The organism is Nostoc sp., from assembly GCF_036918245.1.
Classification (GTDB): domain Bacteria; phylum Cyanobacteriota; class Cyanobacteriia; order Cyanobacteriales; family Nostocaceae; genus Nostoc.
Window position 1 is genome coordinate 24,507 of the sequence record NZ_JBALEF010000095.1, and the last position, 6,000, is coordinate 30,506.

The 6,000-nt window shown below is 41.1% G+C and carries 4 protein-coding genes; 1 reads left to right on the forward strand and 3 read right to left on the reverse strand.

Features of this window, described 5'->3' with window-relative positions; genetic code table 11:
• Positions 1 to 194: 194 nt before the first annotated feature.
• Entirely contained in the window at positions 195 to 1,691 is a 1,497-nt protein-coding gene (locus tag V7L12_RS27785; RefSeq protein WP_335089284.1) for a glycosyl hydrolase family 57, read from the reverse strand.
• A gap of 479 nt (positions 1,692 to 2,170) precedes the next feature.
• Here V7L12_RS27785 and V7L12_RS27790 point away from each other — a divergent pair, with 479 nt between their 5' ends.
• Positions 2,171 to 3,409: a ScyD/ScyE family protein gene (locus V7L12_RS27790; RefSeq protein WP_335089285.1), complete on the forward strand. Its 1,239-nt coding sequence runs from the start codon at positions 2,171 to 2,173 to the stop codon at positions 3,407 to 3,409.
• 234 nt (positions 3,410 to 3,643) lie between these two features.
• On the opposite strand, the gene V7L12_RS27795 is transcribed toward V7L12_RS27790, so the two are convergent.
• Both V7L12_RS27795 and V7L12_RS27800 read right to left on the reverse strand, forming a co-directional pair.
• The gene (locus tag V7L12_RS27795; RefSeq protein ID WP_335089287.1) at positions 3,644 to 4,465 is read right to left on the reverse strand and encodes an SDR family NAD(P)-dependent oxidoreductase; all 822 of its coding nucleotides are present in this window, start codon (positions 4,463 to 4,465) and stop codon (positions 3,644 to 3,646) included.
• A gap of 1,273 nt (positions 4,466 to 5,738) precedes the next feature.
• Positions 5,739 to 6,000, reverse strand: a 262-nt coding sequence (locus V7L12_RS27800) for a hypothetical protein (RefSeq protein ID WP_335089288.1), incomplete at its 5' end; no start/stop codon positions are given.

The window sequence follows — 6,000 nt, forward strand, 5'->3', positions numbered from 1 at the left end:
AACAAACTTGGGGAGCATTTTCTCCAAAATCAACTCCTTAGTAGTTTACCAACCCAAAAATGCCGGGTCGAGGCAGGCATGGGAGCAGGGAAGAGATTTGTACAAACTCTTCCCTCTGCCCCTTTGCACCTTTGCCTCTCTGCTCACCACCACGCAAAGTTTGTCTGGCGCACCACTAGTTTCCAGTCCCCCGTTCAATTCATCTGCAATAAATTTTCACCACGTTGATAAATTTCTCGTGCGTAATCAGTCCAAGAACCCTGTCCCCAATAACGAAAACAACTAGTTTGCAGCAAAAGATTATGTAGGAGAACGTTACGGTATTGAGATTGTCTAGTAATCGGTTCTGGTGAGTCAGTTTGCAGTAATGGATCTATCTTTTGATGGAATAAGCTGCTTAATTGATACATGGGGGACAACACATTTTCATATCCTTTTACCCAACTGATATGATTTGTCCACGAGGCTCCATCCAGATGAAAATTAGAGTTTGTTTGCTTTAATTCTTGAATGGCATTCTCTACAGCTTGGGGTTGAATATTATCTGGTGAAACTCGCTCCCAAATTTGATGTTGTCCCACTGGCTGACAAGTTGGATAATCTTCAGGTTTGCATCCAGCAGCTTCGATTAATTCTAAATATTCTGTACCACACATCCCAACTACACCTGATTTTCCTCCGCCGTTATTTACCATATCCCACCAACCTTGTTTAAAAGCGCTAGGAAATTCATTCATCATCACGCCGCCATTTTCACCATCGCCAATTTGGCTAACTATTGGTGGTACAAACACACTGCCAATTTGTTGTTTAGATAATGTTTTAGCTTCGTAATAAGGTTGCATCTGAGCAACTAATTTCGTATCGGAACCTTGGGTTTTAATTAAAGCTGTCATACTAATTGTTTCACCTTGAGAATTCCGGGCAATTAAACGATGTGGTAAATGTTTATGAGTCAGAGATTGACCAGTAAGAGTTTCTACAGAATGTTCTTGAACAAGTAACCAGCGATATCCACATTCTTTCAGGGCTTTCACAAATTCAAAGAGAGCATCAGGGTGATTTGGTAGGTGCATTTCTGGGGGCGAAAATCCTTTGACTCGCGCTAGTGCTTCCCAGCCAAAAATTGCCGCAAAGTGATGTTGCCATGCAACTATCTGTAATTTAATATCTGCTATGGGTGTAGAAGGAATAACTGCATGACTCCACATTGTACCCAGCCACTCTACATAAGGTTGGTAGCTGGGATCGCAAGTAATCCGTTTAAGATTATCAAGAACATCACCGCGTCCCATTTGCCGCAGTCCCCACAGAAGATTACCAGAGTAATCCAACATTACACGGGGATTGCAACCTTGATTTACAAGTTCGGGGATCATGTCTGCCATGCGGCTGTAACAATGGGCAAAGGGATCTGCATTGTGGTTATCCCCTTCATGGGGATGTTCAAACATATATTGCAGATTGCTGATCAGTGTACCGCCATTCCCAGCTGGTATAGTTGGCTGGTGCATGTGTAAGGCGATCGCAAACACAGCATTTACGTCTTCTAAACGAATATTCGTTGTTGGTAAAAATACTGGTCGATCGTGGTTAACTACAGAGAGAACCTCTGTTTCCCAACCAGAAATATTCGGCAAGCCATCAATGATTTCGGGCAAAGGAGTCAGGGTTGTGGGGAAGGAAAGCATTTCTGATTGCTCCGAAACAAGGTATGTCTAATTATGCGATCCCACAGCAATTTCTGATCTACGACTTTATCTATTGATGCAAACTGCGATCGCCTTGTAGTCTGCAATCTCAGTGTAATTCAACAGTTTAGATATCCCACCTATATAAAAAATGTTGAATTTTGTTGCTATAGGCGTACATCTGTACACCACTACAGATAATTCATTATGTTGCAAAAATTTTTGAAAATGGTATGATACAACTCGAAATTAACAAATTCAGATTTCATCTAAGTAAGTTGGCATCATAAAACTAAATCATATAAAGAAAGATAAACGAGGCTATAACCGTCTTTCCTTTGCCTCCTGCCTTATCCCAACGACAAATTTTTAGGTTTGAATCTATTGCCCTATTTTAGAAAACTGGTATAAATATTAACCAATTAAAAAATTCTCAAACTTCTCTATATTTATGCAAATTTAATTTTAGGACGGGTCTAATGAAACTAAAACAATTTGGAATTACATTTTTGAGTGTTTGTATTGCTGCTTTTTCAGGAATGAAAGCAGCAGAAGCGGCATCATTTTCGGTAATTGCCGACGATCTTAATAGTCCACGGGGTCTAACTTTTGGCCCTGACGGCAGTCTCTACGTCACAGAAGCAGGAACAGGCGGAAATGGAGCTTGTGTTCCTTCACCGAGTGCCGCAGGTCAATCTTTATGTTATGGCACAACTGGTGCAGTGACAAAGATTGGAAATGGTACACAAGAGCGTATACTTACAGGACTTCCTTCTTTAGCATTACCAGATGGTACTGATACTGCTGGGCCTCATGATATAAAATTTGATGCCAGTGGCAAGCCTTATATTGCAGTTGGGTATGCTTCTGATCCCACATTTCGCGCCACATTAGGTAACACTGACTTAGGAAAAATCATCACTGCTAATTTCAATACAAATTCCTGGACTAGTGTTGCTGATTTAGCTAATTATGAACTTGCAAATGATCCCGACCAAGGCGATCTAATTAGCAATCCCTTCTCTCTTCTTTTAGATGGAAATAATATTGTTGCAGTTGATACTGGTGCTAATGAGTTACTCAGCGTAGGGACTGATGGCAGTAATTTAAAGGCGATCGCCACAATTCCCCGGCAGACATTAACTAATCCAATTTTTCCCTCTGGTGCATCGTCATCGCCATTTGAAATCCAAGCAGTACCCACAAATATCGCTAAAGGCCCAGATGGCGCTTATTATATTAGCCAATTAACTGGTTTTCCTTTTCCAGAAGGTGAAGCAAAAATCTATCGAGTTGGTGCTGATGGTCAACCAACAGTTTATACTGATGGCTTTACCCAACTTACTGACTTAGCTTTTGATAGTCAGGGTAATTTATATGCTTTGCAGTACGCTAATCAGTCACTCTGGAAAGGTAATGTAGATGGTTCTGTAATTAAAATAGCGAGGGATGGGACTCGCACAACTATTCTTAGTGGCAATGGATTAGAGTCTCCTACTGCTTTGACTATTGGTGCTGATGATGCTATTTACGTGACAAACCGAGGCGATCGCCCAGGACAAGGACAAGTTATCAAAATTGAGAATTCCAAGTCTGTTCCTGAATCTACTTCTATTTTCAGCTTATTAGCATTTCTTGGCACTGTGAGCCTTACTTTGTTGCACAAGGGTAAAGCCAAAAGACTGAAGATTTCGGAGAAGTTTGTTCAGGAGTGCTGAGTCACTAAAACAGTGCCTCGGCTTAGAGTAACTCGGCTTAGAGTAAAAAGTAAAATTAATTGCACTCAGCATATAGGGTAGTCGTCCCCTAAGAGCAAAGATAGGAATGCCTGCGGGGGACTGTGCTTAGGATATGTCCTTGTTTCAATCCCCTAGTTTTAACTATGGGGTACTACTGGGCACTCAGCACTCAGCACTCAGCACTACTAGATCGCCTTCGGCGTCTCCCCTTCTCTACGAGACGCTACGCGAAGGGATAAGTTTTTCAATAAACCGTTGTCTTTTTGGTGCTGGTGGTGTTGCTATTCGTAAAATTAGCTCTAACAACCAAGGAGCAAGGCGTTGACACAACACGGCTAAATGACTTTGCCATCCGACTAAAATTTCTGATGAATCATTCTGCATTCCGGTGACGAGTGCTTTAGCCACTTGCTGGGGAGTCATGGGGATCACCCAGCGAAATAATTTTAAGTCGCGCACCATATCTGTGTCGGTCAGAGAAGGCAGTAATGCAATGACGCGAATATTGTGTTCAGCTAGTTCTTGGCGCAAGGCTTGGGTAAATCCTAAGATGGCAAACTTGGTTGCTGAGTATGTCGCCATCGTTGGTGCAGCCACTTTGCCCATCAGGCTCGATACATTGACAATTGTCCCTTGTCTTTGGCTGGCCATGCGTCGAGCAATCAAACTAGTGAGGTTGTACATTCCTAACAAGTTCACCGAGAGTTCTTCTTGAACTTGGGGCATTTTAGATTGCAAAAATGAGCTTTGGTATGCGACTCCTGCACAATTAACCAACAGGTGAATCTGTCCGTAATTGCGCCACAGTTGGGCAACAGCGATATTTACTTCTATTGTCTGCGTTAAATCTAAGGCCACGATCGCAGCTTCTGTACCCATAGCCTCGATTTCGTTGGCTACCTCCAATAACTTGCGGTGATCGCGTGCTATCAATATCATCTGCTTGATGCCTTGTTGAGCTAATTCCAGGGCGATCGCTCGTCCAATTCCACGCGAAGCCCCTGTAATTAAGGCAACTTTACCTTGAATCTTCATTGGTTTTATCCTCTAAAATTTAAGTCTTACCAAACTCTTCGTTATTGCCAATACACACAAGCAAGAGCTACTTGCTTGTCGGCACAAGGTAAGACAAATAATCAATCGCAATTCAAATCAAACTGAAACTAAGTCTTTAGCAACGAGATATTTCTTGGTTAATCTGCAATCCCTCATAATTGTCTATACGAGGCAGAAATTTCTCATTCTTAACCCGTCAAAGCCTTACACACTTGGCTGAATGGGTATAGCTCATAGATTTTATTTCTCCTAGATCCGAGCGTTCATCAGCATCGCTGTCCTACACACGTTAGCAATTAAATCAAGCTATTGCAATATTCTTTAATAAGGATTTCTTAATACTTCTTAACGACAAGCATATATATACAAAAGATTTTATTAAATAAGTTTTTATAAATCCCTCAGTACAAATATCTCATTTTCCTGACAAATAGCCTTGTTTTAGGAAATTGTGATATCTAATTCACGGTTTAGAAACAAAAAAGACATATAGCATTTTGGCTTATGGTTGCAATAGTTAGAACTCTTAGCTCACTCATATAATTGCAACAGTATATTTACTGTTTTATTCAAAAGACAGGTTGATGACTTTTATTTATTGAAAACAATCAAAAAGGGCCAGATCGTTGTCTGAAATTATCTGCCAAAACTTTAGAATAAATAGTAATTCGTTTAGGTTTAACTTTGAGTTCATCAAAGTAATGCTTGAGACTTGCCTCGTTCATAGCAAACTTCAATCATTCTCGAACAATAAGATCCCCGATTTATTAGAGAAGTCGGGGATCTGAAGTGTAAGTCAATATGATTCCTAATTGATGATTTAACCGAAAACTGCACTCCGTACATTTACGTAATTATTAATTATTACCCTACAGTTAAATCGACTTACTTGCAGCAAGGATGGATATCAATACTGCTCGGTTAAAAATATTCGTAGGTTGGGTTGAGCGTAAGCGTTACCCAAGAAACCAAGCAAAATGTTGGGTTTCGTTCCTTAGCCCACAGGCATCGCACTTTTGATCTCAATGTCTGAGCCGTTCCTCCTTATCAAGGCTACTGTGTACACACAAGTTGAATTACCCCCCTTAATCCCCCCTTGGAAAGGGGGCAAAAAAGAAATCTAGTTCCCTCCCCTTTCCAAGGGGAGGGTTAGGGTGGGGTAAAACCCTGCTTATTCAGCTATTTCAGACTTGTGTATACACCGTACCGTACCAAAGGGGGACTACAGGAGGATTAAAACGATCTCAAATTCTCACGAATGATTTAGGACTGCTATATAAGCAACAGATACCTCGAAGTCATGTTGAAGTACTTGAAAGTCGTGTTGAGGTACTCCAAACTCATGTTGAGGTACTCCAAACTCGTGTTGAGGTACTTCAAACTCGTGTTGAGGTACTCCAAACTCCTGTTGAGGTACTTCAAACTCCTGTTGAGGTACTTCAAACTCCTGTTGAGGTACTTCAAACTCCTGTTGAGGTACTTCAAACTCCTGTTGAGGTACTTCAAACTCCTGT